Origin of the sequence: Clostridium psychrophilum (genome assembly GCF_018861705.1) — a bacterium.
Taxonomy (GTDB): domain Bacteria; phylum Bacillota; class Clostridia; order Clostridiales; family Clostridiaceae; genus Clostridium_AD; species Clostridium_AD psychrophilum.
In genome coordinates, this window is sequence record NZ_JAHLEC010000034.1 from 13,178 (window position 1) to 34,334 (window position 21,157).

General features: G+C 30.8%; 25 protein-coding genes. 24 read left to right on the forward strand and 1 reads right to left on the reverse strand.

The genetic code is table 11. The annotated features are described in order from the left end of the window. Nucleotides 1-3: 3 nt before the first annotated feature. The 7 genes from KPL38_RS09215 to rodA all read left to right on the forward strand — a co-directional run bounded on the left by KPL38_RS09215 (nt 4) and on the right by rodA (nt 5,572). Complete coding sequence (locus KPL38_RS09215) at nt 4-1,011, forward strand: rod shape-determining protein (RefSeq protein WP_216288845.1); 1,008 nt, start codon at nt 4-6, stop codon at nt 1,009-1,011. Continuing rightward, on the forward strand, nt 1,008-1,853 hold the full coding sequence (gene mreC, locus KPL38_RS09220; RefSeq protein ID WP_216288870.1) for a rod shape-determining protein MreC: 846 nt from the start codon (nt 1,008-1,010) through the stop codon (nt 1,851-1,853). The genes KPL38_RS09215 and mreC overlap by 4 nt, the downstream gene beginning before the upstream one ends. Before the next feature lie 10 nt (nt 1,854-1,863). Then, nucleotides 1,864-2,355 carry a rod shape-determining protein MreD gene (gene mreD / locus KPL38_RS09225; RefSeq protein ID WP_216288846.1) on the forward strand — a complete coding sequence of 164 codons (492 nt, stop codon included), beginning with the start codon at nt 1,864-1,866 and terminating at the stop codon, nt 2,353-2,355. A gap of 271 nt (nt 2,356-2,626) precedes the next feature. Beyond that, nucleotides 2,627-3,259 carry a septum site-determining protein MinC gene (minC, locus tag KPL38_RS09230; RefSeq protein ID WP_216288847.1) on the forward strand — a complete coding sequence of 211 codons (633 nt, stop codon included), beginning with the start codon at nt 2,627-2,629 and terminating at the stop codon, nt 3,257-3,259. Between the two features lie 14 nt (nt 3,260-3,273). After that, nucleotides 3,274-4,080: a septum site-determining protein MinD gene (minD, locus tag KPL38_RS09235; protein WP_216288848.1), complete on the forward strand. Its 807-nt coding sequence runs from the start codon at nt 3,274-3,276 to the stop codon at nt 4,078-4,080. Between the two features lie 18 nt (nt 4,081-4,098). Continuing rightward, complete coding sequence (gene minE / locus KPL38_RS09240; protein WP_216288849.1) at nt 4,099-4,362, forward strand: cell division topological specificity factor MinE; 264 nt, start codon at nt 4,099-4,101, stop codon at nt 4,360-4,362. A gap of 100 nt (nt 4,363-4,462) precedes the next feature. After that, nucleotides 4,463-5,572 (forward strand): rod shape-determining protein RodA, encoded by a 1,110-nt coding sequence (rodA, locus tag KPL38_RS09245; RefSeq protein ID WP_376769031.1) that lies wholly within the window; start codon nt 4,463-4,465, stop codon nt 5,570-5,572. Nucleotides 5,573-5,713: 141 nt separating this feature from the next. Here rodA and KPL38_RS09250 read toward each other — a convergent pair whose 3' ends face one another. Continuing rightward, nucleotides 5,714-7,135 (reverse strand): transposase, encoded by a 1,422-nt coding sequence (locus KPL38_RS09250; protein WP_216288851.1) that lies wholly within the window; start codon nt 7,133-7,135, stop codon nt 5,714-5,716. A 155-nt stretch (nt 7,136-7,290) separates the two neighbouring features. Here KPL38_RS09250 and mgsA point away from each other — a divergent pair, with 155 nt between their 5' ends. The 17 genes from mgsA to KPL38_RS09335 all read left to right on the forward strand — a co-directional run. Continuing rightward, on the forward strand, nt 7,291-7,662 hold the full coding sequence (gene mgsA / locus KPL38_RS09255; protein ID WP_216288852.1) for a methylglyoxal synthase: 372 nt from the start codon (nt 7,291-7,293) through the stop codon (nt 7,660-7,662). 146 nt (nt 7,663-7,808) lie between these two features. Then, the gene (locus tag KPL38_RS09260; protein ID WP_216288853.1) at nt 7,809-8,180 is read left to right on the forward strand and encodes an endopeptidase; all 372 of its coding nucleotides are present in this window, start codon (nt 7,809-7,811) and stop codon (nt 8,178-8,180) included. Nucleotides 8,181-8,206: 26 nt separating this feature from the next. Further along, nucleotides 8,207-9,067, forward strand: coding sequence for a M50 family metallopeptidase (locus KPL38_RS09265; RefSeq protein ID WP_216288854.1), 861 nt, complete (start codon nt 8,207-8,209; stop codon nt 9,065-9,067). Nucleotides 9,068-9,223: 156 nt separating this feature from the next. Beyond that, a complete protein-coding gene (locus tag KPL38_RS09270) occupies nt 9,224-11,080 on the forward strand; it encodes a TIGR03960 family B12-binding radical SAM protein (protein ID WP_216288855.1) in 1,857 nt (618 codons plus the stop codon). Then, nucleotides 11,022-11,756 carry a TIGR03936 family radical SAM-associated protein gene (locus KPL38_RS09275; protein WP_216288856.1) on the forward strand — a complete coding sequence of 245 codons (735 nt, stop codon included), beginning with the start codon at nt 11,022-11,024 and terminating at the stop codon, nt 11,754-11,756. Before KPL38_RS09270 ends, KPL38_RS09275 begins: the two co-directional genes overlap by 59 nt. Nucleotides 11,757-11,784: 28 nt before the next feature. After that, the gene (locus KPL38_RS09280; RefSeq protein ID WP_216288857.1) at nt 11,785-13,227 is read left to right on the forward strand and encodes a ribonuclease E/G; all 1,443 of its coding nucleotides are present in this window, start codon (nt 11,785-11,787) and stop codon (nt 13,225-13,227) included. 361 nt (nt 13,228-13,588) lie between these two features. Then, on the forward strand, nt 13,589-13,900 hold the full coding sequence (gene rplU, locus KPL38_RS09285) for a 50S ribosomal protein L21 (RefSeq protein WP_216288858.1): 312 nt from the start codon (nt 13,589-13,591) through the stop codon (nt 13,898-13,900). Nucleotides 13,901-13,902: 2 nt separating this feature from the next. Beyond that, nucleotides 13,903-14,235: a ribosomal-processing cysteine protease Prp gene (locus tag KPL38_RS09290; RefSeq protein ID WP_216288859.1), complete on the forward strand. Its 333-nt coding sequence runs from the start codon at nt 13,903-13,905 to the stop codon at nt 14,233-14,235. 4 nt (nt 14,236-14,239) lie between these two features. Further along, nucleotides 14,240-14,542 carry a 50S ribosomal protein L27 gene (gene rpmA / locus KPL38_RS09295; RefSeq protein WP_216288860.1) on the forward strand — a complete coding sequence of 101 codons (303 nt, stop codon included), beginning with the start codon at nt 14,240-14,242 and terminating at the stop codon, nt 14,540-14,542. 276 nt (nt 14,543-14,818) lie between these two features. Continuing rightward, nucleotides 14,819-16,102 (forward strand): GTPase ObgE, encoded by a 1,284-nt coding sequence (gene obgE, locus KPL38_RS09300; protein ID WP_216288861.1) that lies wholly within the window; start codon nt 14,819-14,821, stop codon nt 16,100-16,102. Between the two features lie 18 nt (nt 16,103-16,120). Continuing rightward, entirely contained in the window at nt 16,121-16,411 is a 291-nt protein-coding gene (locus KPL38_RS09305) for a YhbY family RNA-binding protein (RefSeq protein WP_216288862.1), read from the forward strand. 93 nt (nt 16,412-16,504) lie between these two features. Continuing rightward, entirely contained in the window at nt 16,505-17,107 is a 603-nt protein-coding gene (gene nadD / locus KPL38_RS09310) for a nicotinate-nucleotide adenylyltransferase (RefSeq protein WP_216288871.1), read from the forward strand. A gap of 50 nt (nt 17,108-17,157) precedes the next feature. Continuing rightward, entirely contained in the window at nt 17,158-17,730 is a 573-nt protein-coding gene (yqeK, locus tag KPL38_RS09315; RefSeq protein WP_216288863.1) for a bis(5'-nucleosyl)-tetraphosphatase (symmetrical) YqeK, read from the forward strand. Between the two features lie 4 nt (nt 17,731-17,734). Further along, nucleotides 17,735-19,075: an LCP family protein gene (locus KPL38_RS09320; RefSeq protein WP_216288864.1), complete on the forward strand. Its 1,341-nt coding sequence runs from the start codon at nt 17,735-17,737 to the stop codon at nt 19,073-19,075. Nucleotides 19,076-19,140: 65 nt separating this feature from the next. After that, complete coding sequence (locus tag KPL38_RS09325) at nt 19,141-19,521, forward strand: RidA family protein (RefSeq protein ID WP_216288865.1); 381 nt, start codon at nt 19,141-19,143, stop codon at nt 19,519-19,521. Continuing rightward, nucleotides 19,514-20,485 carry an RluA family pseudouridine synthase gene (locus KPL38_RS09330; RefSeq protein ID WP_216288866.1) on the forward strand — a complete coding sequence of 324 codons (972 nt, stop codon included), beginning with the start codon at nt 19,514-19,516 and terminating at the stop codon, nt 20,483-20,485. Before KPL38_RS09325 ends, KPL38_RS09330 begins: the two co-directional genes overlap by 8 nt. 225 nt (nt 20,486-20,710) lie before the next feature. Then, nucleotides 20,711-21,157: helix-turn-helix domain-containing protein (locus KPL38_RS09335; protein ID WP_216288867.1), on the forward strand; the 447-nt coding region annotated here is incomplete at its 3' end.

Genomic DNA, 21,157 nt, shown 5'->3' on the forward strand with positions numbered 1-21,157 from the left:
ATAATGGGAATATTTGGAACGTCTCACGATATGGGAATAGATTTAGGAACAGCAAACACATTAATTTATTTGAAGGGGAAAGGAATTGTACTAAGAGAACCTTCGGTTGTAGCTATAAATATAAATACTAATAAGGTTTTAGCTGTTGGTGAAGAGGCTAAACAGATGATAGGTAGAACTCCAGGAAATATTGTTGCAATTCGTCCTATGAAAGATGGAGTAATTGCAGATTTTAATATAACAGAGAAGATGCTTAGGCACTTTATAAATAAAGTTAGTCCCAAAGGATTCACAAGTCCAAGAATTGTAGTTGGATTTCCATCTGGAGTAACTGAGGTTGAAAAGAGAGCAATAGAGGAAGCGTCTAAAAGGGCAGGAGCACGTGAGGCATACCTAATGGAAGAACCAATGGCGGCTGCTATTGGAGCTGGGCTACCTGTAAATGAGCCAACAGGTAGTATGATAGTGGATATAGGTGGTGGAACTACTGAGGTTGCAATAATTTCATTAGGTGGTATTGTAACATGCAAGTCTCTAAGAGTAGCAGGTGATGAACTTGATCAATCAATAATAGCATTTGTTAAAAAACAGTACAGTCTTATGATTGGTGAGAGAACAGCAGAAAATATTAAAATGGAGCTTGGATCAGTGTTTGAACAAGAAGATGATGAAATGAGTATGGAAATAACAGGACGAGATTTAATAACTGGACTTCCAAAAGTAATAGAGGTAACACAGAAACAAGTAAGAGAAGCACTAAGTGAACCAATTCAATCAATAATTGAAGCTATAATAACGACACTCGAGAAAACCCCACCAGAACTTGCATCAGATATAATGGAGAAAGGTATTATGTTAACTGGAGGTGGTGCTTTAATAAAAGGAATAGATGCACTAATAAACCAGGAAACACATATGCCTGTACACATATCTGAAAATCCACTTGATTGTGTTGCAATAGGAGCAGGTAAAGCTCTCGATAATATAGATGTCATGAGTAAAAGAGGATAAATATGAAAAAAAATAAACTGACAGTAGTTGTTATAATATTGTCAGTTACCTTTTTATCTTTAATAGGATATAGTGCAAATCGAGGAAAAATGTCTTTTGTGGAGAATGGTGTGGGTGTAACAATAAATTCAGTACAAGGTTTATTTTATGATAGTTTATACAAAATAAGTAGTTCATTTCAGTTTATAACAAATGTCTCAAAGGTTAAGACGCAAAATGAAGAACTTCGAAAAAGTAATAGTAAATATCAGAGCAAAGCTCTGGAATATAGCGCATCAATAAAAGAAAATGAAAGATTAAGAAGCATGTTTAAGTTTTCAGAACTAAAGGATCAATATAATTATGTAGGAGCTGACATAATTGGAATAAGTGGAAATAGTTTTACAGACGGATTTATAATCAGCGAAGGAGAAGATAAGGGCATAAAAAAAGGAATGATTGCTATGACTGGGGAAGGCTTAGTAGGTCAAGTTACTTCTGTTGGTAATAATTGGTCTATTGTGCAAAGCTTATCTAATAAAAATATTGCAGTTGCTGCCCTTGTTCACAGAACAAGAGATAACAATGGTATTGTTAAAGGATACACAGACAAAAACAATAAACCTCTTGCAGAAATAGATCGTCTTTCTTTAGATTCTGGTGTAAAAAAAGGTGATGTGATAGAAACGTCAGGTCTTGGAGGAATATATCCTGCTGGAATTCAAATAGGAAAGGTACTTAGTGTTCATGAGGATAAAGGTGAAGTAATGAAAAGTGCTATAGTACAACCTTATGTTGATTTTTCTAAGATTGAAGAAGTTTTTATTGTTATACCAAAAAATCCAAGGGAAATAAAATATTAGGAGCTGTATTATGAAGAAAATATTAACTGTAGTATTTTTATGTATTTTATTCCTAATATTAGATAATACTTTGATGCCTTTACTTAAGATTAATGGAGTATATCCAAGCTTATTATTTACTTTTGCACTTTGTTATTCAATTGTTAGTGATTCAAAAGAGGCGGTAGTGATAGGAATTGTTACTGGCGCATTGCAAGATGTGTATTTTTTTAATGGGTTTGGTATTAATATGCTAAGCAACATGCTTATGTGTATTATAGCTACAAACATAGGTAAAAATATATTTGTTGAAAAATCATTTTTGCCAATAATATCATCCTTTGTGTTAAGTATAGTAAAAGGGTTAATAGTATTTTGTTTATTGCTATCAGTAAAACAATATACAAATTTAGGAGTGATTTTTTATAGTGGGGTATATAATTTAATAGTTTCTATTTTTATGTATAAATTTGTATACAAACTTTCTCAAAATGAGTACATGAAGACAGAATGGAAATTTTAAAATCTAAAACTCCAAATAAACTCTGATAAATTTATTTGTCAGAGTTTATTTAATTGATAGCATTTGACTAAAATAAAAAAAATATCGAAATAAAGCAGGAATTTAATACTAATATGTTGAAATAGTAGCGTAGTCACATTCAATTTAATAATAGTTAATTGTACTATTATTAGATGTTTGTTATTTATTTTTATGTTCCTTAAGTTCAATTATGGAGCAAAACAATTAGTAATTGCTTTTCAACCCAGAGGAGAGCTAGGAGGTTAAAATTATGATTACAGATAAAATAATTATTAAAGGAAATAAAGAGGGATTAAATGTAGTTATAAATATGAATCATTTCAGCGATTTTGATGATATGTTGGAGTCTTTAGTTGATAAGCTTATGCAAGGGAGAAAATTTTACAAAGGTAGCACTTTGAAAATTACTACTGAACTTAAATACATAAATGATAGAGAAATTAGAAAATTAAAGGAAATATTATTTGATGAATTTTTAATTAGCGATTGTATTTTTCAGGAACAAGGAGATTCCACAACCAAAGTATTTACTGGTATTTATGAGGGGAGAACCAAGTTTTTGAGAAAAACTATTAGAAGTGGACAAAGTATAAATTATCCAGGTAATGTTGTTATAATTGGAGATGTGAATCCGGGAGCTGAAATATATGCAGCAGGAAATATAATTGTATTTGGTACTTTAAGGGGAGCTGTGCATGCGGGTACTAATGGCAATGAAAAGGCTATAATTGCTGCATTTAAGTTGGAACCTCAAATATTACAAATTGGAAATATTATTACGAGATCACCAGAAGATGAAATCAAACCTCAATATCCTGAGGTGGCGAAAATTAAAAATGGTAATATCATTGTAGAGCCATATTTAGATAATAAATATATATAATGGGGGTAATGCACATGGGAGAATCTATAGTTATAACATCCGGTAAGGGTGGTGTAGGTAAAACAACAACCACAGCAAATATAGGAACGGCAATTGCATCTATGGACAAGAAAGTAGTGGTTATTGATGGGGACACAGGACTTCGAAATCTTGATGTTTTAATGGGACTTGAGAACAGAGTGGTCTTCACTTTAGTAGATGTTATTGAAAAAAGATGTAGATTAAAGCAAGCCCTAATAAAAGATAAAAGATTTAGTAATCTATTTTTACTGCCAACGGCTCAAACAAGAGACAAAAATGATATTAATATAAAGGATATGCTTCTAGTAGTAAATGAATTAAAAGCAGACTTTGATTATGTTATTATAGATTGTCCTGCAGGTATTGAACAAGGGTTTGAAAATGCTATTGTAGGCGCTGATAGAGCTATTGTAGTAGTTAACCCAGAACTTACATCTGTTAGAGATGCAGACAGGGTAATAGGAAAATTAGATTCTAAAGGCATTGATAAGCATGAAGTTATAATAAATAGAATGAATTATGAAATGACAAAAAATGGTGATATGTTATCTGTAGATGATATTATAGAATGTTTGGCTATCAAATTAATCGGAGTTGTTCCAGATGATAGGAAGGTTACAATTTCAACGAATAAAGGTGAACCAATAGTGCTTGATGATAAGTCACTGGCTGGTATAGCTTTCAAAAACATTGCTAAAAGAATATTGGGCGAAGAAGTACCTTATGCTTCATTAGATGGGTCATCAGCAATAGGCACTGGATTTTTTGCATCTATAAAAAGGATATTTAAAGGAGTATAAATAATGGAGGGGACGTTAATGAATTTATTTAAAATCTTTTCTAATAAAATTTTCTCAAAGGACATTGCGAGTGACAGGTTAAAGCTTATTTTAATACACGATAGAGCAGACATATCACCGGATTTTTTAGAAATGATTAAAGCTGATATACTTAAGGTGATTTCTAAATATGCTGAAATTGAAACTGGTGATATTGAAGTTAGATTAACAACAACTGAAGAATATGAAGGAAATTCACCAGCACTAATCGCAAATATACCTATTAAAAAAATAAAAAGATAAGTTGGCAAATAGCTATGCATAATTAATGACTTATGCATAGCTATTTGCTTTTTATATGATATAATCATATTTGATACGGAGGGTAGGTTAAAGTATGAAAATTTTACAAAGCCTAAAATTAAACAAAAAGCTATTAAGAGAATTGGACTATTGTACAATTATACTTTCAATTTGTATTGTAGCTTTTGGTTGTATAAATATTTATAGTGCAACGAGCAAGGATTATGGAACTTACTACATTAGATTACAAATAATATTTTTTATATTAGGTCTTATTATGGCATATCTTTTCTTGGTATTTGATTATATGCTAATAGAAAATTATGCTGTTATAATATATTGGGCTGGTGTTATATTACTAATAATTAATCAGGCTTTTGGGTCTACTACAAATGGTGCGAATTCTTGGATAAGAATTGGTAGTGTGGGATTACAACCTTCTGAATTTGCTAAAATTGGTATGATATTAATGCTTGCCAAAAAATTAGATGAAATGGAAGGAAAAATAAATAACCCTAGAAATTTATTCGAGTTAATGTTTTATGCAGCAGTGCCAATGATTTTAATTGTTATTCAACCAGATATGGGAATGACGATGGTAAGCTTTTTTATAGTACTAGGAATATTCTACTGCATAGGGCTCAATTATAAAGTAATAATCGGTGGGATAACTTCAGTTTTATTATTAGTTGTAGGTATATGGAATTCACCAATCATGCAAAGTTATTGGAAAGTAAGACTTACATCTTTTTTGGATCCTACTAAAAATTCACTTGGGTCTGGGCTCCAGCTAATTCAATCACAGATTGCTATAGGTTCGGGAGGAATATTTGGTAGAGGTTTTGGAAAAGGCGTGCAATTTAGTTCTGTTCCGGAAAATCATACAGATTTTATTTTTGCTGTTTTATCTGAAGAATGGGGTCTTATTGGTGCACTAATATTAATACTATTATATGGTATAATTATATATCGTTTAATAGGAATTGCAAAAGAGTCTAAAGATATTTTTGGAACTGTAGTATGTGTTGGATTTATTTCGAATTTGCTGTTTTCAATAATGCAAAATATTGGAATGACCATGGGTCTTATGCCTATAACAGGAATAACATTGCCATTTATGAGTTATGGTGGAAGTTCACTTTTAACAAGCTTTATAACACTAGGAATTGTGTTGAATGTGGGAATGAGAAGAAAGAAAATAAATTTTTAAAGTACAAAAGGAATTATTTAAGTACATATAAAACATTATAGTTGATTGCAAAACTCTTCAAAAAAATTAGACAGATAATGGATTAAGAATCTCCTGATTTATAGCGAACTTAATAAGCGCTAATCTGATTACAAAAAATGATTATGCTATTAAAGATTTTACAGATAAAAGGTGAGTTTTTTTATCAAGTTTATCAGCAATTAAAATTACAATTTGTTGCATTATTGCAGCGAGAATTACTTCAACTTTAAGAGAAACAGTATTTCTTAATTTTGTATATCCAAGACACATAGGAAATTTGACCATGAAGTTCGTTCTTTCAATTATGGTTCTTATTTTATAAAGACGAATCCATTTATCTGATCCTCTTGGGATAATAGTATTTAGTCTGTAATTATCATTAACAGTAGTATGATGCATTCTACCACAAGGTGATGTGGTACAAGGTTTTTCACAGGATAGAATATACGTTGTTTTGCCATTTATAACTGCCTTCTTGGATCTTGGACAGAGCCATTTTAGCCTTAATGGTCTTCCTTTTTCTTTTGAGGAACCATCAAATTTTATCTGTAAAGAATTATCATTTGGACAGGTTGGAATACCATTTTCATTAAGTTTTATTTTGCCTATATCCTTAGTTCTTCTTGGGTTTAGTGGAATTATAGGAATCATGGAATGATTTTTATAAAGATACTTATAGTTATCAATGGCGTCAAAGCCAGCATCACCTAAAAAATATTTATATTTAAAATCAGGATGATAATTGAAGAAATTATTAAGGACCGGAATAAGGCTTTTGGCATCGTAATTATCTTTATGTTCAGCTCCAGATTTAGCGTCAGCTATATTAATAGAATTATCACTGTTATAGAAATCAATATGCCTTATAATACCGAGACCGTTGGTGACTAAAGCGACTTTTCTTGAGTAACAATAGTGACCATTGATATAAGATAGTTTAATGTCTTTATTAGAAAAAGATTCCTTAGGCATCTGAGAACAAGCGTAGCTATGAGCATTGAAATTAGGAATGTTCTTAGAAAACTTCCTAGTATTTCTCATAACTGAGTCAAAGGCTTTAGGGTTGTTTTCTTTAACATAACCCTCAATACCTGTAGTATCAACTACAAGAATTGCGGCAAGATCGGGTCGTAGCCTCCGGCATATAGGTTCAGTGATTTCAACCAGATTATTAAAAAACACAAGGAAATCATCCTCGAAGTCGATTTTTAGTCTTGAAAATTGGGATGCATTTGGTACTCTGGAAAAACCACATAATGTTTTAAGTTCTGATGAAAAATTTAGTATATTAATTAACAAAGATATATCGGCGATAGAGAGTATCATTTTTATAATTAAAGCCGTTATCATAGATGAAAGCTTATAATTTCTAGGGTGGCCAGTTGAGGCATAATAGTGATTAAAGAAGCTTTGAGGAATTAATTCAGATAAATCGATATATTGGTCAAAAAGACGTATCAGCTTTGGTTTATCTTGATGAAAGTACTCATCAAGATCTGTGTAAATATCAGTAAGAGATAATTGTTTTAAATTCGGTTGCATGGGGTTTTCTCCTTTCTGTGAATTTAGTTGTGATGAATATAAATTCGACAAAAGGTGGGGGAATTCCTGTAAATATATGATTGTAAAGCCTTGAAGTCACTTGACTACAAGGTTATGCAATTAACTAATAAAACATTATATAGGGGGGAATAAATATGAGAATAGCGTTAGTAGCACATGATAAGAAAAAGGCTGATATGATTGATTTTGCAAAACGTTACAAAGATGTGTTAGAAAAACATGACTTATATGGAACAGGAACAACTGGAAAATTAATAAATGAACAAGTTGGTCTTTCAGTTACTAGATTTTTATCAGGGCCTATGGGTGGAGATCAACAGATAGGTGCAAAACTTGCACAGGGTGAACTGGATATGATAATTTTTTTAAGAGACCCACTAACACCACAACCTCATGAACCTGATATATCAGCTCTTCTTAGATTGTGTGATGTACATTGTGTTCCACTTGCCACAAATTTAGGTACAGCTGAAGTTTTAATGAGAAGTCTAAAGAATCGTGATTAATAATAATATATCAAAACAAGCATTGCATAATTTGTAGTGCTTGTTTTTTTTTATGGCGTAATTGATACTTTTTATTGGAATATGTAATAAAAATTAGAAAAATAAAATATATATAAATAGTAAAAAGAATGCAAGAGGGGGATAAAATGGGCAATTATAATACGCAATATCAAAGCTATTATAATAATTTGGCAAGAAAGCAAAGAGGGGTAAGTAAGTTTTCTAATGATAATAATACACAAAGTAGAATAACAAATTTTTGTATAAAGAGATTAACCAGGGAATTAATTGGTGTATTAGCATTGTTTATTTTTGTTCTGTTTTTAAAAGTAGTAGTTACACCTAAAACAAAATATGTTTATGATTATTCTAAGGAAGCTATAAATCAGCAATATAATTATAGCCTATTACTTGGCAAAGCTAAGGGTGTTAACGTTAAAGATGTAGAAGCTAGCACAGTGAGTTTTATAGAGAAAATCAAAAGTACAATTTCTAATAATAGCACTAGTTTTCAATAATTTTAGTAATTGTTTTGGGGGATTAATTGATAAGAATAAGTAAGTTTTTTATACCGTACATTATTTTATTAATAATATTAGGTTTCAAAGGGGAACTGGTAATAGCATTTGCTTTTGTATTTATCCATGAGTTAATGCATTATTTAACCGCCAGAATTTTAGGGTTTTCGGGTTTTGATATAGAAATACTCCCTGTAGGAGCTGTCCTTAAAGTAAAGGATTTAGATGAAGCAAGTGCTAAAGAGGATCTAATAATTTCTTTGGCAGGTCCTTTGTTGAACTTAGTACTTGCTATTATTTTTTACGTCTTATTTATAATATTTAAAAGTCCTTATTTTTTCTTAATATGTAATACTAATTTAGCTATAGGTATTTTCAACCTTATTCCAGCGTTTCCACTTGATGGAGGGAGAGTACTTAGGGATATACTTAGTTTTAACACTATTTATAGAAAGGCTAATGAAATTTCTGTTAGGATTAGTATGGTACTTGGAAGCATCTTTATGTTTTTATATTTTGTAAGTGTAAGTGCAAATAAAAGTAATTTTAATTTGGGTTTGATTTCTATATTTATTCTAATATCTTCGATTAAAGAGAAGGAAAGGATAGTATATTTAATTATGGGTTATATTATTAAAAAAAAATACAAATTTATAAAGAGAGGATATGTAGAGAATCGAAGTATATCTATTTTTTGTGAAAAAAATTTACTGTCAGTTTTAGGAATAATTGATAAGAATAAATACAATCTTTTTACAATATTAGATGAGAACATGAAAGTGTTAGAAATTTTGTACGAAGATGAAATTGTTGAGGCAATAAAAGCTTACGGTAACATAAGTTTAAGTGATTACATTGATATCAAAAAGTTGAAGGATAACTTATGAGATTGCATATTGATAAATAACCAGCCAATATTAGGCTGGTTATTTTGTTTGAAATTATTTTTAATTTTGAGATTTAACTATCATGTGTTAAAATAAATTGATGTAATAAACGTAAAATATTATTTATACTAGAGGAAAAAACGAGGAGTGGTTTCTATGAATAAAATTTCCGATGATATCTTATTTAAGGTTGAAAAACCTGCTAGATACGTAGGTGGAGAACTTAATTGTTGTTATAAAGATAAAGATAAAGTTGATATAAGATTTGCCTTTTGTTTCCCAGATGTGTATGAGGTGGGTATGTCACATTTAGGTAGTAGGATACTCTATCATGTATTAAATGAAAGGGATGATACCTATTGTGAAAGGGCTTTTGCTCCTTGGCCAGATATGGAAAAACAAATGAGAGATAATAATATAGCTTTATATGCACTAGAAAGCAAAGATTCATTAAATGAATTTGATTTTGTAGGTTTTACGCTTCAATATGAAATGAGTTACACAAACATTCTTAATATGCTAGATATGTCTGGAATTACTATAAGAGCTTCAGAGAGAGGCGAGGATGAACCTATAATTATGGCTGGTGGACCTTGTGCTTATAATCCAGAACCATTATACGATATAGTTGATTTTTTTGAACTTGGTGAAGGCGAAGAAATAATGAATGACGTTTTGGATGTTTATAAAAATTATAAGGGTACACGCAAGGAATTTTTAAGAGAAATATCTAAGATAAGAGGAGTATATGTTCCTTCATTATATGAGGTAACTTATAACGCAGATAATACTATTCGTGAATTTAAGCCTAAGTATGATGATGTTCCTAGTACTGTTAAGAAAAGATTTGTAGTAGATTTTGATAAAGTTTCTTTCCCAGAGAAAATAGTAGTTCCATATATTGGAATAGTACATGATAGGGTGATACTCGAGACTTTTAGAGGCTGTACAAATGGATGTAGATTTTGTCAAGCGGGAATGATATATAGACCAGTTAGAGAAAAAAGCACTGCAACTCTTTTAGATGAAGCAGATAAATTATTAAAGAGTACTGGTTATAGAGAGTTATCTTTAAGTTCTCTGAGCATTTGTGATTATTCGGATATTAAAAACCTTGTAACAACTCTTATAGAGAAAAATAAAGAGGACCACGTTAGTGTATCGTTACCTTCTATTAGGATAAATTCTTTCTCAGTGGACCTAATTAAGGAAATACAAAAGGTGAAAAAAACTGGCATAACTTTTGCACCTGAAGCAGGAACACAGAGAATGCGAGATATTATAAATAAAGGGGTAACAGAAGAGCAAGTGCTAGAAGCGGTTAGTAGTGTTTTTGAGTCTGGTTGGTCAGCTATAAAGCTTTATTTTATGGTGGGACTACCATATGAGACTTTAGAAGATGTTAGAGGAATTGCAGAGTTATCAGATAAAGTTGCAGGTGAATATTTTAAAATTCCTAAAGAAACACGAAAAAGAGGACTAAAAGTTACTACAAGTACAGCTATTTTCGTGCCAAAACCATTTACTCCATTTCAATGGGCACCTCAAAGCAGAATGGAAGATGTAGCCCAAAAAATAAAAGCAGTTAAGTACGCAATCAAAAGTAAGGCAGTTACATACAATTATCATGAATCAATAGTTTCATATCTTGAGGCAGTCATGGCTAGAGGTGACAGAAGAATTTGTGATGTTATAATAAAAGCATTTGAAAAAGGTGCAAAATTTGATGGTTGGGGCGAATATTTTGATTTTGATATATGGAAAGAAGCAATGGAAGAATGCAACGTTTCAGGAGATTTCTATGCTTATCGCGAAAGAAGTTATGATGAAGTACTTCCTTGGGATTTCATAGATATTGGCGTTGATAAACAGTATTTAATAAATGAAAATGAAAAAGCTAAAAAAGTAGAATTAACTCAAAACTGTAAATATGGCTGCACACATTGTGGCGTTGATGTTAACTTTAAAGAAGGGACGTGTTTCAAAGGTGCGCTATTTAATAAAGTACAGTAAAGACAGTGAAATCAAATTTGTTGCTCATTTAGATTTAATGAGAACAATCCAAAAAGTTATTAAAAGATCAGAACTCCCAATACAATATTCAAAAGGATTTAATCCTCATATGGCAGTCTCCATTGCACAACCTTTGTCTGTTGGGGTACATTCAAATGGTGAATATATGGATGTAGTACTTAATGAAGAGATTAACGAAGAATATATCATGGATAAAATGAATGAGAACACACCACGTGGAATCGAAATTTTAGATGTTGTAAAAGTAATCCCAGTTGAGGGAACAAAGAAAAAGCAAGCTATGGCAATTATTGATGCAGCTAGATATACTATTAAATTTAAATGCACTGATACAGAAAGTATTAAAGAAAAGATGGATAATCTATGTGCAATAGACGAATGGAACATTATTAAAACAAGTAAAAAAAGTGGAGAAAAGTTGGTTAATATAAAACAATTCATTCATGAGTTCGATTATAACGTAGATAATTTTGTACTGTGTGTTAAAGTACTCATTGCTTGTGGTAGTCGTGATAATTTATCAGCTAATCTACTTTGCGAATATATGAAGCAAAATTTAGAGTTTATTAATAAAGAGACATTTATTGATATAACGCGTGAAGAGATGTATGCATATAAGGATGATAAATTAGTCACTCTTAGTGAGTTTTTTTAAAATATTAGTACAATAGGAGTAGGGTAAAGTGAAAGAAATATATATTGAAAGACAAGATGAATTTTTAAGAATAGCTATAAAAGAAAACAACAAATTAAAAGAGTGTTTTATTGAGGAAGAGCATAGTGGACCTGTTACGGGAGAGATATATAAGGGAGTCGTAAAGAATATTGTTCCAGCAATTAAATGTGCTTTTATCGATATTGGTTATAAGAAAGATTGTTATATGTATCTTGATGAAAAATTTAACAACACTAAGATAAAAAAAGGCGACGAACTTATAGTTGAAGTCTTAAAAGAAGGTATAGACAAAAAAGGAGCAAAAGTTACTAGTGCATTTGGAATTCCTGGTACTTACAGCGTGATTGTGAATATTAATAAAGATATAAACTTTTCTAAAAAAATAAATAATAAAGTTTTCGAAACTATGGTAAAAGATTCACTTGTTAAACCAGAAGATGTAGGAGTAATGATTAGAACTAACGCTTTTAATGTAGATATTAAAATATTAAATGATGAAGTATATGATTTATATGAAATATATAAGTCGATTACAAATCGCGCAAAATATTCAAGAAATCCTGTTTTATTGTTTAGTGACGCTGGAGCTTTAAACAGAACACTTCGTGATATATTAGATAAAAACACTAGCAGAATGGTATTGAACGATGAGAGTGATTTTAAATATGCAAAAAAAGTTACAGAAAATCGCACTGATATCGATATTAAAGTTGAATTTTATAATGAAAGTAGAACACTGCTTGACTATTATGGCATAGAAAAGGAAATACTAAGTTTGCGCAATCATAGAATTTCTCTAAAATGTGGAGGAAATATTGTGATTGATAAAACTGAAGCAATGTATGTAATAGACATTAATTCTGGTAAAAATGTAAAGAGTCGTTCATTACAAAAGACTGCAAAAAGTACCGACATTGAGGCAGCTGAGGAGATTGCAAGACAAATAAGACTTCGAAATTTAAGTGGAATAATAATAATTGATTTTATCGATATCGAAGATTTAGAAGTAAGGAAAAGTATACTTGCAGTTTTAAAAGATGGTTTTGCTGATGACAAAAATAAAACTGTTATTTATCCTTTTACTGAGCTTAATTTGGTTCAAATTGCAAGGAGAAGGAGAGGAAAGTCTATCTATGAGTTTATAGAGGAGCCTTGCAAATACTGTGGTGGAAAGAGCAGCAGAATTAAACTATCATATATTGAGTTTTTAATTAAAAATGATATTTCTAAAATGACTAAAGAACAAGGATTAAAAGACATATACATTGAAATTGAAGATGTCTATGAAAAAGATATTATGGAGAATATTTTAGAATTTACGAGGCAGATAGGTGCACTTGAGAATAAAGTCTATGTAAATTTCATTCCACACTTAGAAAAATTTAAAGTAGAGTCATTAATTTTTGCAAACCAAATAAGAAATTTAGAGGGATATAAAATATACGGTTAATCATCTCCTTCGCAGCTGTATCATCTCCTTTGGAGCTGTAATCCTTTCAGAGATGGATAATCTCCTTGGTCGCTGCAACGACTTCAGAAGGAAATTTATCCATGTGTAGTTCTCTGGAACAGATAATAATTCTCAATTGCTATCCTCCCACTGAAGTGTAGTTAATTTCCATTTATAGAAGTGGGAGATTTTCCTTCTGAAATGTCGCTAAATAGGCTTTACAAACATATTAATATGTGTTAAAATGTCATTTGTAGACCGCACACGTAAGGTTATAAACATACTTATTTATTTTAAATAAATGGATGTACATAAAGGTATGTACCTGGGATGGCGAGACTGGATCAAGGAGGTGTATTTTATGTACGCAGTTTTAGTTACTGGTGGAAAGCAATATAGAGTTCAAGAAGGAGACGTTTTATTCGTCGAAAAATTGGATGCCGAAGTTGATACAACTGTTGAATTAGACCAAATACTTGCAGTAGGCAAGGAAGAAGGTTTAGTAGTTGGAAAACCTGTAGTTGAAGGAGCTAAAGTTGTTGCTAAGGTATTAGCACAAGGAAAAGCTAAAAAGATTATAGTTTTCAAATTTAAGAGAAAGTTAGATTATAGAAAGAAACAAGGACACAGACAAGCATATACTAAAATTCAGATTGAGAAGATAGAAGCTTAGTTATGGTTAAGGTTAAGTTTGTTCGAAGTTCTGGTAAAATAGTTTCTTTTAAGATAAAAGGTCATGCTCAGCCTAAAGAAAAGCAGTTAGATGTAGATTTAATTTGTAATTCTATTTCGGTTATTTCTCAAACTACAATTATTGGGATTGAGGAAGTATTGAAGATTAAAGCAAAGTATGATATAGATGATGGTTTTTTAAATTTAAATTTAGAAAACCAAACGCTAGAAGATATCGAAAGATGTCAAGTTTTACTTGAAACAATGATGCTTGGACTTAAAAGTATAGAAATTACTTATGGTAAATATATAAAATTAGAAACAGAGGAGGTGTGATGTCATGCTAGTTATGAACCTTCAGTTATTTGCTCATAAAAAAGGAGTAGGTAGCTCAAGAAATGGTAGAGATAGTGAATCTAAGAGACTTGGGGCTAAACGTGCAGATGGACAATTTGTTCTTGCAGGTAATATTTTAGTAAGACAAAGAGGAACAAAAGTTCATCCAGGAAACAATGTTGGAATTGGTGGAGATGATACTCTTTTTGCTAAAATTGATGGAGTTGTAAAATACGAGAGACTTGGAAAAATGAGAAAAAAAGTAAGCATTTATGCAGTTGAAGAAGAAATATCTATCGCTGAATAATTTAAGGCACCCTTAAAGGGTGCTTTTTTAAAATTCTCTTTTGTAGGATACTGGAATTAATAATTACAAAATAAATATAATAAAATTCAATAATGAAATTATGTCAAGTAATATAACTTTGACAGAAGAATTGTAGCAAATAAAAATAGAAATAAATGAATTAAGAATTTATAAGTGTTGTTATGAGAATAATATATCTTATAAATTGTTATTCTAATGAGTTACAATTTGTTTAATAGATTAAAATAGAAAATGTGCTAAGGTAAGGTGAAATATATGTTTATTGATAGAGCCAAAATTTTTGTTAAATCAGGTGACGGTGGAAGTGGAGCTGTTTCATTTAGAAGAGAAAAATATATACCACTCGGTGGACCAGACGGTGGAGATGGCGGAGCCGGTGGAGATGTAATATTTGTAGTTGATGCCAATATGACTACATTACTCGATTTTTCTTACTCAAGAAAATTCGTTGCAAAAGGTGGTGTAGGTGGTTCTGGTTCTAAGTGTTATGGAAAAGATGGAGAAGATTTGTATGTTAAAGTTCCAATGGGTACTATTGTACGTGATCTTGAGACAGACAAAATAATGTGTGATATGTCTCATGATGGCCAGACTTATCGAGTATGTAAAGCTGGACAAGGTGGAAAAGGTAATGTTAAGTTTTGTACACCAACAAGGCAAGCACCAAATTTTGCTGAACCGGGAATGCCAGGAGAAGAACGATGGATTAAGCTTGAACTTAAGCTTTTAGCTGATGTTGGATTACTGGGATTTCCAAATGTTGGAAAGTCAACTTTGCTTTCAGTAGTTTCAAAGGCAAGACCTAAGATTGCTAATTATCACTTCACCACTTTAAAACCTAATTTAGGAGTAGTAAGTGTGAAAGGTATTCAGAGTTTTGTTATGGCAGATATTCCAGGAATAATTGAGGGAGCAGCTGAGGGAGTCGGTCTTGGAATAGGTTTTTTAAGACATATTGAAAGGACTAGAATGCTTATCCACGTAGTTGATATTTCGGGTATTGAAGGTAGAGATCCTGTAGATGACTTTATAAAAATAAATGAGGAACTTAAAAAATACAGTGTTAAACTATGGGATAGACCACAAATAATCGCTGCGAATAAAAGTGATATGGTATTCGATGATGAGGTATTTGAAAATTTCAAGAAAAGATTAAACGCATTGGGATATGACGACAGTAAAATATTTAAAATATCAGCTGTTACAAATCAAGGCGTAGAAGCACTTATGAAGGAAGCAGCTAGAATGCTTACTACTATTCCAGTTACTGAACTAGTAATAAAGGAAGAAGATAAATTCGTAAGAGAACAAAAGAGATTTACCTACACGATTGAAGTGGATGAACAAGGAACTTATGTTGTTGAAGGAAGTTTTGTTGACAGATTGCTTAGTGCTGTTAATATAAATGAACCTGATTCTCTTAAATATTTCCAAAAAGTATTAAAGAATAAGGGAGTATTTAAAGCACTAGTTGAAAAAGGAATTCAAGATGGAGACTTAGTAAGATTAGACAACTTTGAATTTGAATTCTTACAATAAAGTAACTAGGAGGATATTATGATTACAAGTAAGCAAAGAAGTTATTTAAGAAGTATTGGAAATACGTTGCAACCATTATTTCAGGTTGGAAAAGCTGGAATAGAGAAAAATTTTTTAAAACAGATAGAAGAGGCACTAGAATCTAGAGAGATTATAAAAATCAAAATTCTTAATAATAGTGGGATAACTGCGAGAGAAGCATCAGATATAATTTGTACAGCTACAGGTGCAGAAGCAATTCAAACTATTGGTTTTAAATGTGTATTGTATAAAATGTCTTTAAATAATTCTACAATAGAACTACCATAAAAGCATGTAATTTTACATGCTTTTTCTTCTATATAATAGATGAATTGTGCTACTATTTTTTTATATGATTTATTATAATATAAGGAAGGTGTTATAGTGAAGAAGGCCATTTTTGGTGGAACTTTTGATCCGATTCATATAGGTCATATTCATATTGCTTATGAAGCATTGTATAGTTTACATTTAGATAAAATTTTATTCATGCCAGCAGGGAATCCACCAAATAAAATGAATAAAGAAATCACTGATGCTCAAATAAGATATGGTTTGGTTGAAAAAGCGATTGAATGTGAAAGTCATTTTGAAATAAGTAAGTATGAAATAAATAAAAAAGAAAATAGTTATACCTATGAAACTCTTGAACATTTTAACAAATTGCATGAAGATATAGAATGGTATTTTCTAATTGGTGGGGACAGTTTAATGGATTTAGTCAATTGGAAAAATGTAGATAGATTACTAAATAGTTGTAAGCTAGTGGTTTACAATAGGGCAGGATTTACAGTTGAAGAGGTGTTAAAGGAAAAAAAACGTGTAGAGAAAGAATTTAATAGTAAAATAACCTTTTTAAATATGCCGATTATTGATATATCTTCTACTAATATTAGAAAAAGTATAAAAGCCGGTAGAAATATAGAATATCTTCTTCCTAAAGGTGTAGAGAACATTATTGATAAGCTTCATTTGTATAAATAATACAAGAAATTAACCATTATTACTTGTATTGTAGAAATAGGGGGATTTCAATGTGGAATGAAAAAGAAATGCTTGATTATTTAATTAAAAACTTAAAGGCAAGTAGATTGAAACATAGTTTAAGTGTTAGTAAAACTGCAGTTAAACTTGCTGTCAATTATGGCGTTGATATAGACAAAGCAAGAATTGCAGGATTGGTACATGATTGTGTTAAGAATAAGAATGATATGGAGCTTATAAAAATTGCTGTTGATCATAAATTAGAACTTAGTGATGTAGAACTACAAAATCCATCAATATTGCATGGACTTGTGGGAAGTATAGTAGCTAAGGAAGTAATGGAAATTTACGATGAGGATATTTTAAATGCCATTCACTATCATACTACTGGTAGGAAAAATATGAGTATTTTGGAGAAAATAATTTACATTGCAGATTATATTGAACCATTAAGGGTATTTGATGGTGTTGAAGAGTTAAGAAGATTAAGTATGATAGATCTAAATGCAACTATTATAAAATCATTTGACAACACTATAAAATATGTTATAAGTAAAAATGGACTATTACACGTAGATACAATTAACGCAAGAAATTATTTATTAAGCAAAAGTAGTAGGTGATGGTATGAATAATAATAATAATAATAGAAGCAAAAGTAAAAGTAAAAGTAAAAGTAAAAGTAAAAATAAAAGTAAAAGTAAAAGTAAAAATAAAAAGGTAATAAAATATAAAAAAATTGCAACTATAGTGGTTGCCTTTGTTGCGTTAGCTTTTGTAATAATAGTAGGTTACATTTTTTTCTTTTTAGCCAGTTTTAATGATAGCGCAGTAGATTTGTCAAAAAAAGGTGTAGCAACACAGCTAAACCAAGGCAATTTACAGCAGATTAAAAATAATGGTAAATCATGTAACATATTGGTTATGGGTGTGGATGTAGGTACTGCTGGTTCTACAAATCCTAATGATCCTAAGAGAACTGATACAATGATACTTGCACATTACAATGGAACAGATAAGAAAGTAAGCTTAATTTCTATTCCTAGGGATACTCTAATAAAAATAAATGGTAAAAATCAAAAAATAAATGCTGCACATGCTATTGGTGGAGTAACCTATGCAGTTGATGCAGTTCAAAATCTATTAGGAATTACTATTGATTATTATGGCAAAATCAACTATGAAGGGTTTGATAAGGTAATAGATGCTATTGGTGGCGTAAATGTGGACATACTCAGAAAAATGGATTATGATGACCCTACGCAGAATTTAAGCATTCATTTTGAAAAAGGCACAAATGTTCATTTAGATGGTAAAAAGGCTGAGGAATATTTCAGGTGGAGAAAAAATTCTGATGGTAGTGGTCTTGCAAATGGTGATTTAGGGAGAATAGAAAATCAACATATTTTTATAACTAAAGTCATGGAAAAAATAAAAAGACCAATTACAATATTTGAAATTCCACGTATTCTATCAGCAGTAAAAAGCTATGTAGAAACTAATATGGACGCTACAGACATAATTAAGTATGGATTTAAATTTGGTACTTTAAGTAAGGGTAATCTTTCTATGGAGACTGTTCAGGGTGACTTAAAAACTGTAAATGGGGTATCTTATGTAGTTTATAATCAAGCTCAAAATCAAAAGATTATTTCAGAATTAAATGATGGAAGTGCACTTGCGGTTAATAAATCAAAACTTAAAATAAATATATTAAATGGAACTAAAACATCAGGACTTGCTAAAGATTATTCAACATACCTTAAAGCGAAAGGGTACAGCAATATAGTAACAGGAAATGGTAGTGCCGCTAGTAAAACTAAAGTTTTGGTATACAATAGTACTAAAGACATAAAAACAGAACTAGAAAATGATTTTAACTTGGACAATATCGAATTTTTGACTTCAAGTTCACAAACTTATGATGTAGTAGTTACATTAGGTGAAGACTATAAAGCAAAGAATTAGCTAAGATAGTTAACACGTTAAGACTTAAATAACTAATATTTTACAGTAAATAGGGGGAAGTATAAATGGAAAAGAATATTATAAATACAAAAAAGGCACCAGCGGCTTTAGGACCATATTCTCAGGCTGTAAAAGTACAAAATGTAATATATACTTCAGGACAGTTAGCAATAAATGTGGCAACTGGAGAATTTATAAATGATGATATAAAAAAAGCTACAGCACAATCTTTAGAAAATATAAAAGCAATACTTGAAGAAGCCGGATCTACAATGGAGAAAGTTGTAAAAACTTTAGTGTTTTTAAAAGATATGAATGATTTTGAACCTATGAATGAAGTATATTCACAATATTTTAAGACCAATCCTCCAGCTAGATCTTGTGTCCAAGCAGGAAAACTTCCTAAAGATGCATTAGTTGAAATAGAAGTAATTGCTATTGCTTAGTGATAAATTAACATATATAGTAAGAGCAAATATTAAAGATGAAAAAATAAGAGACTATTTAAGGTATTCAGAAAGTTTATCTGGTAGGTTTATAAAAAGTTCGGGGCTCACTGGAAAATTACTTGTAAACAATAAAGTTGTAAAACTAAATCACAGAATAAATTCTGATGATATAATAGAAATAGATATGAAGAGGAATGAGCATCAGAATATTGAACCTGAAAAGATGGATTTAGACATTGCATATGATGATATAGATCTTTTGATTGTAAATAAAAGACCAGGCATAGTAGTTCATCCTACTCGTGGTTATCCAAATGGAACACTTGCAAACGGAGTTTTGTATTATTTTAAAGAGAGAGGCGAAAAATGCATAGTTAGATTAGTAAGTCGCTTAGACATGGATACTTCAGGGCTTATAATAATTGCAAAAAATCAATTCTCACATATGGCATTAGCTAGAGACATGCAGAGCAAAGACATGCAGAGCAAAGACATGCAGAGCAAAGACATATCAAACAAAGATGCGGCGAGTAAAATTTTTGAGAAAAGTTATATGGCAGTTGTTCATGGCAATATGCAAAATAAATCTGGAACCATTGACTTGCCTATTGGAAAGCCTGATGAGGGATGTATAAATAGACAAGTTTGTGATGATGGGCAAAGAAGTATAACTCATTACGAAGTTATTGATTCTTATAAAAATGCTGACTTGGTGAAAGTAACTTTGGAAACTGGTAGAACACATCAAATACGTGTTCATTTTAGTCATATTGGTCATCCGCTTTATGGAGACAGCCTATATGGGTCTAGTGATCCTGATTATATTAATAGGCAGGCACTTCATGCTTATAAACTAATTATTCCACAGCCAAGAACTGGCGAGCAACTCACAATTGAGTCAAAACTTCCAGATGATATTAATGAATTAATTAATAAACTAAAAGCAGAAAGTGGTATATAAAAAGCACAAACTATAAACTAATTAATTAGTTTATAGTTTGCGCTTTTTATATGTTATTTCCTCTTATTTAAATTCTGCAAGAATCTATCTAAATTTTTGTCCTGTCTTCGTTTTCTTCTTTTTAACTTGTTGTAAAATGAAGTTGAACCAATAAAAATCCATAGCGGATTAATTCTGTGTTATGCTTTAATCGTCACAACTAAAACACACAGGAGGATAATCACTATGGAATACCCAAATAATAACACACAATCACGTAAAAATAAACACTTGAACTTGGAAGAACGCGTTATGATAGAAATTCGTCTTAAGGATGGCTTTTCGCCATATAAAATAGCTAAGGAACTTGAACGTCCAATAAATACTATTCTCAATGAAATACATCGTGGTATTACAACTCAAATCAAACAAGGTAAACCAGTTGAGATGTACCTTGCAGATACTGGTGAAGCCATTTACAGAAAGCATCGTCTAAATTCTTGTCGTGCCTTTAAGCGGTTAGAATGCTGTGAATTTATAAATTTTGTAGTGGATATGATTAAAAATTCATCGTGGTCTCCAGATGCTTGTGTGGGTAATTCACTTGAAGCTAAACTGTTTAACCGATCTGAAATAGTCTGCACTAAAACATTGTACAATTATATTGATCTTGGTTTACTTAGCGTTAAAAAC

Bases quoted from the DNA above. Each gene is read 5' to 3' on its own strand.
- mreD (WP_216288846.1), top strand. From the start codon at position 1,864: ATGAAGAAAATATTAACTGTAGTATTTTTATGTATTTTATTCCTAATA.
- minD (WP_216288848.1), top strand. From the start codon at position 3,274: ATGGGAGAATCTATAGTTATAACATCCGGTAAGGGTGGTGTAGGTAAA.
- yqeK (WP_216288863.1), top strand. From the start codon at position 17,158: ATGTGGAATGAAAAAGAAATGCTTGATTATTTAATTAAAAACTTAAAG.
- rplU (WP_216288858.1), top strand. From the start codon at position 13,589: ATGTACGCAGTTTTAGTTACTGGTGGAAAGCAATATAGAGTTCAAGAA.
- KPL38_RS09320 (WP_216288864.1), top strand. From the start codon at position 17,735: ATGAATAATAATAATAATAATAGAAGCAAAAGTAAAAGTAAAAGTAAA.
- KPL38_RS09325 (WP_216288865.1), top strand. From the start codon at position 19,141: ATGGAAAAGAATATTATAAATACAAAAAAGGCACCAGCGGCTTTAGGA.
- mgsA (WP_216288852.1), top strand. From the start codon at position 7,291: ATGAGAATAGCGTTAGTAGCACATGATAAGAAAAAGGCTGATATGATT.
- minC (WP_216288847.1), top strand. From the start codon at position 2,627: ATGATTACAGATAAAATAATTATTAAAGGAAATAAAGAGGGATTAAAT.
- minE (WP_216288849.1), top strand. From the start codon at position 4,099: ATGAATTTATTTAAAATCTTTTCTAATAAAATTTTCTCAAAGGACATT.
- KPL38_RS09290 (WP_216288859.1), top strand. From the start codon at position 13,903: ATGGTTAAGGTTAAGTTTGTTCGAAGTTCTGGTAAAATAGTTTCTTTT.
- rpmA (WP_216288860.1), top strand. From the start codon at position 14,240: ATGCTAGTTATGAACCTTCAGTTATTTGCTCATAAAAAAGGAGTAGGT.
- KPL38_RS09275 (WP_216288856.1), top strand. From the start codon at position 11,022: ATGTTAACTTTAAAGAAGGGACGTGTTTCAAAGGTGCGCTATTTAATA.
- KPL38_RS09270 (WP_216288855.1), top strand. From the start codon at position 9,224: ATGAATAAAATTTCCGATGATATCTTATTTAAGGTTGAAAAACCTGCT.
- KPL38_RS09215 (WP_216288845.1), top strand. From the start codon at position 4: ATGGGAATATTTGGAACGTCTCACGATATGGGAATAGATTTAGGAACA.
- KPL38_RS09260 (WP_216288853.1), top strand. From the start codon at position 7,809: ATGGGCAATTATAATACGCAATATCAAAGCTATTATAATAATTTGGCA.
- KPL38_RS09250 (WP_216288851.1), bottom strand. From the start codon at position 7,135: ATGCAACCGAATTTAAAACAATTATCTCTTACTGATATTTACACAGAT.
- KPL38_RS09305 (WP_216288862.1), top strand. From the start codon at position 16,121: ATGATTACAAGTAAGCAAAGAAGTTATTTAAGAAGTATTGGAAATACG.
- obgE (WP_216288861.1), top strand. From the start codon at position 14,819: ATGTTTATTGATAGAGCCAAAATTTTTGTTAAATCAGGTGACGGTGGA.